The 4,395-nt window shown below is 64.7% G+C and carries 4 protein-coding genes; 3 read left to right on the top strand and 1 reads right to left on the bottom strand.

The window, feature by feature from the left end; all coding sequences use genetic code 11:
• Positions 1-237 precede the first annotated feature (237 nt).
• The 3 genes from QZX93_RS05675 (at position 238) to QZX93_RS05665 (ending at position 4,120) form a co-directional block, all read left to right on the top strand.
• Positions 238-1,272, top strand: a complete 1,035-nt coding sequence (locus QZX93_RS05675; protein WP_295390537.1) for a DNA-binding protein — start codon at positions 238-240, stop codon at positions 1,270-1,272.
• A 93-nt stretch (positions 1,273-1,365) separates the two neighbouring features.
• On the top strand, positions 1,366-2,349 hold the full coding sequence (locus tag QZX93_RS05670) for an Rpn family recombination-promoting nuclease/putative transposase (protein WP_295390535.1): 984 nt from the start codon (positions 1,366-1,368) through the stop codon (positions 2,347-2,349).
• Positions 2,350-3,145: 796 nt separating this feature from the next.
• Positions 3,146-4,120, top strand: coding sequence for an IS5 family transposase (locus QZX93_RS05665; RefSeq protein WP_295390533.1), 975 nt, complete (start codon positions 3,146-3,148; stop codon positions 4,118-4,120).
• A 43-nt stretch (positions 4,121-4,163) separates the two neighbouring features.
• Here QZX93_RS05665 and QZX93_RS05660 read toward each other — a convergent pair.
• On the bottom strand, positions 4,164-4,395 hold a 232-nt coding region (locus tag QZX93_RS05660; protein ID WP_295390531.1), incomplete at its 5' end, for a hypothetical protein.

The following is a 4,395-nucleotide window of genomic DNA, read 5'->3' as shown; positions in this document are numbered from 1 at the left end:
CGCAGCGGCGAGGTAGTGCGCGAGCTCGGGCATGGTGATCGGTGGGGGCCTGCGGGTGTTGCCAGGGTCGGGGGCTGTTGTACCGGAACCGGGCCGGTTTTTTGGAACGTGTCCGCCTGGACGGGATAAGGGGGGATTATCGCATGTCGAAGTCGGCAAAGAGAATCCATCTTCCCGGCGTCGTGATAGGATGTAAGAAAATGGTATGTAGCACGATACGTTATTCACGGAGACCCCATGGCCCGCGCCGGTATTTCCAAGCATCTGGTTCAACAAGCACGCGATGCGCTGTTGGTCCGCGGTGAGAATCCCTCGATCGATGCGGTCCGTGTGGAGCTGGGCAACACCGGCTCCAAGAGTACGATCCACCGTTATCTCCAGGAACTCGCGCAGGCAGAAGGGACGCGGCTCGACGACGAGCAATTGCTGAGTGCGACCCTCGGCACGGCGGTCGCGGCGCTGGCCCGTCAGTTGCGGGAGGAGGCCCGCGTCGTCGTCGAGGTGGCCGAGACGCGTCACGCGGCAGAGGCGGGTGCCCAGCGTGCCGAGATGGCGCGCCTGGAGCGGGCACTAGGGGAGGTCCAGGTGCAGGCCGGGCAGCTTGGCGAGGCACTGGCCGACGAACGGGACGCCCACGCGGCGACCCGCGAGGCGTTACAGCAGGAGCGGATCCGCACGGCGGCCATCGCCAACGAGAACGCGGCCCTTACGTTACGACTGGCGGAGCATGGTCGGCACCTCGAATCCCTGGAAGAAAAGCACCGGCATGCGCGCGATTCCCTGGAGCATTACCGGCAGTCGGTCAAGGATCAGCGTGACCTGGACCAGCGCCGCCACGAGACCCAGGTGCAGCAAATCCAGGCCGAGTTGCGCCAGCTTGCGCAGACCCTGGTCGCCAAACAGGACGAGGTGACCCGCAGCGGCCAGGACTGCGCCCGGCTGTCCGCCGAGTTGGCCGAGGCCCGGCGGGAACTGCGTGAGACCCAGCAGGCGGTGCGCGGGGTCCAGCGCGCCAAGGATGCGCTCGTCACGGTCCAGGCGCGACTGGCGGCCGACAACGCGACCTTGACCGAGCAACTGGCCGTCGCCGAAGGCACGCGCCAGGCGCTGGTCGCCGAGGAGCGCGCGCTACGGCAATCGCTGGCCCAACAGGACGGGGTCGTGCAGCGTCTGCAGGTGCGGCTCGACGTCCAGGCGTCGCTCTATGGTGACTTGCAGCGGCGCCTTGATCGGCTGGGCGTGCCGTCGGCGCCGGACGATGACGCGACCTGAGGATGGATGACTGCCGGGCACCGTTCCCTTACATCGGGCCGCCCTCGTTCTTGCGCTTGCCCCGCGCCGAAGGACCCATTAGCCTGCACCGCTATGGATGAACTCGGCACACCCCACGACCGCTATTTCCGGGAGAGTTTCGGACGGCTGGAGATTGCCCGGGATTTTTTGCTCCAGAACCTCCCTGCGGCGATCCTGGCCGAGATCGACCTCAGTACCCTGGAAGTCTCCAAGGACACCTATGTCGGCCAGGACTTGAGCGAAGACTGCTCGGACCTCGTTTACCGGGTCGCTTGCCGTGGCGGTGAACTCCAGGTCTATCTGCTGTTTGAGCACAAGAGCCGGCCGGAGCACTGGATCCTGCTCCAGTTGCTGCGTTACGTGGTGGCCTCCGGCGAGGAGTACCGCAAACAGCACCCGCAGGCCCGGCGGCTCCCGCCGGTCTACCCGCTGGTGCTCTATCACGGTAGTCGCCAGTGGCAGGTGCCGGCCAGCTTCCATGAACTGGTCGAGCCGTTGCCGGAAGCCCTGGTCCCTTATGTTCCGCAGTTCCGCTATGCCCTGCACGACATCTCCGCGCGGACCAACGCGGAGGTCAAGGGCGAGGTACTGACCCGCTTGGTGCAGCTGGCGTTGCGCCACATCTATAGTAAGAAGCCCACGGGGCCGCTGCGCGAGCTGTTGGCCCTGATACGGCAGATTGCCGATCAGACCACCGCGACTGAAATCCTGTCCACCCTCCTGCGCTATTATGTCCAAGCCAATACCCGCCTGGACGAGGCGACGGTCCGAACGCTGTTGAAAGAGACCCCGAGTGGAGACGCCATCATGCAAACCTTTATCGATCGCTACATTGAGCAAGGCCGGCAACAGGGGTGGCAAAAAGGACGGCAGGAAGGACGGCAGGAAGGTCGGCAGGAGGGCGGCGCCAGCGTTCTGCTGCTCCTGATCGAGCGCAAATTTGGCCCGCCGAGCGAGTCAGTACGCGCGCGCATCGCCAGCGCCGACCCCGAGACGGTGCTGTCTTGGTCCGAGCGCATCCTGACTGCCGACACGTTGGACGCTGTGCTGCACTGAGCGGCACCTCCTGCACCGAGGCCGTGTCTGCCCAACCCATTGAACAGGTCAATGTCACCTAACGCGCGCCGCGTTGGTGCGTCCTCCATGGACGATCGGTTCCGGCCCCCCGGACGGCGGTCACCGAACGTGAGCGCACGGCGTGGTCCACCGGTCGACCGACATCTCAGCGCTGGATGTTCGGCGTGCAGCGCTTCATGCCCAGCCGGGCGTCGAACCCTCGCCGCGGTCGCCGACCTGTCTTTCAGCATGACGGCGCGGACCCGGTGGTCCTCGTCGTCTGCGCGCCGGGCGCCATCCGCCCTGGGACGGCGACCGAATGTGACACGGAGGTTCCTCGTTCACTTCACTGATCAGTCTGTTGTGGTCAACATGCCATCCACCGTGTGTCCGGCTTGCGGTGCACTCAAGCACCCATTAAAAGCCTGTTATGAATGTAGGTTTACGCATCGCGGCAGTTCCGCATCGGTAACGGCCAGCGGCGCCGATCCGTACGTGGCTGTACCGGCTTTTCCACCACCGCCACGGTCGGAGCCACCGCAACCCGTCCGCGTCACAACGAAGCGCCGGGCGCGTCGGGTGTCCACCGAGTCGGTGAGCACTGCCATGGATTAGATTGGAAGGGGAGGGCACCGGCCGGCACTGCCGTGCACGACGTCGATGCCGTCACGCTGGCGTAATGGACATCTGTCTGGCGTGCAACGGACGCCCCGCGTTCGGGGTCCAGTATCACACCGCAACGACCGGGGAGGGCTGTAGGCGAGTGCCCGGCACCCCACCCCGGAGCGCCCGCGCCATGCCCCAGCAACTGAGTTTCGCCGACGCCGAGTATCTCGCCAAGCGCAAGACCACGCGCCGCGACCGCTTCTTGGGGGAAATGGAGCAGGTGGTACCGTGGGCCCTGCTGCTGACGATGCTGGCGCCCTACTACTATCCGAACGCCGGCCGGGGCGCCGGGCGACCGCCGATCGGCTTGGAGCGGATGCTGCGGATGTACTTCCTGCGGCAATGGTACGGGTTGGCAGATGAGGCGCTGGAGGATGCCGTTTACGACAGCCAAGCGTTCCGCGGCTTTCTCGGCATCGACCTCGGGCGCGAGGGCGTCCCGGATGCGACCACGCTGCTGGGGTTCCGGCGGTTGCTGGAGGAGCAGGAACTGACCGCGCGCATCCTGGAGACGATCAACGAGCATCTGCGTGCCCGCGGCGTGCTGTTGGAGAAGGGCACGCTGGTAGACGCCAGCATCTTCGACGCGCCGACCTCGACCAAGAACAAAGACAAGGCGCGTGACCCGGAGATGCATCAGACGCGCAAAGGCAATGAATGGCACTTCGGGGCCAAGGCCCACATCGGCGTCGACGCCGATTCCGGGCTGGTGCATACCGTCACCTGCACCGCGGCGAACGTCGCGGATGTCACCGAGACGGCGAACCTCTTGCACGGCCAGGAACAGGAAGTCTACGCCGATGCCGGCTACATCGGCGCCGACAAGCGCGACGAACTCCAGGACGCCGACGTGACCTGGTACATCGCCGAGAAGCGCAGCAAGGTAGCCGCCATTGCCGACGAGACGTTGAAGGACCTGACCAAGCGCGCGGAGCATCTCAAGGCGAAGATTCGCTCCCGCGTCGAGCACCCCTTCCACATCGTCAAGAACCTGTTCCGTCACCGCAAGCTTCGCTATCGGGGACTGGCGAAGAACGGCGCGCAGTTCCAGGTGCTGTTCGCGTTGGCCAATCTGGTGATCGTCAAAAAGGCACTGCTCGCCTAAGACACCTGAGGTCCGTCCGAAATTCGGGCGGATCTCAGAAAGACTAATAAAAAGGACCGTTTTCATCGAAAAAACTGATCAATCGGCCGAATTTATCGCAAAAAACACGATACGACAACAAAAAGGCCAAGAGATCAGCAATTCCCGCTCCCCCGCATCGTGGTCGGCCAAGGCGAGTACGCGGCGGCAGCGCGAAAAGGTAGGCACAGCAGCCCCTCGCCGACGCGCGGCGATGCTGAAACGGTTGGTTGACGATCCCCCTCAAGAACGGCGCT

The organism is uncultured Thiodictyon sp., assembly GCF_903946935.1.
GTDB lineage: Bacteria > Pseudomonadota > Gammaproteobacteria > Chromatiales > Chromatiaceae > Thiodictyon.
This window is presented reverse-complemented; position numbering and strand designations above follow the sequence as displayed.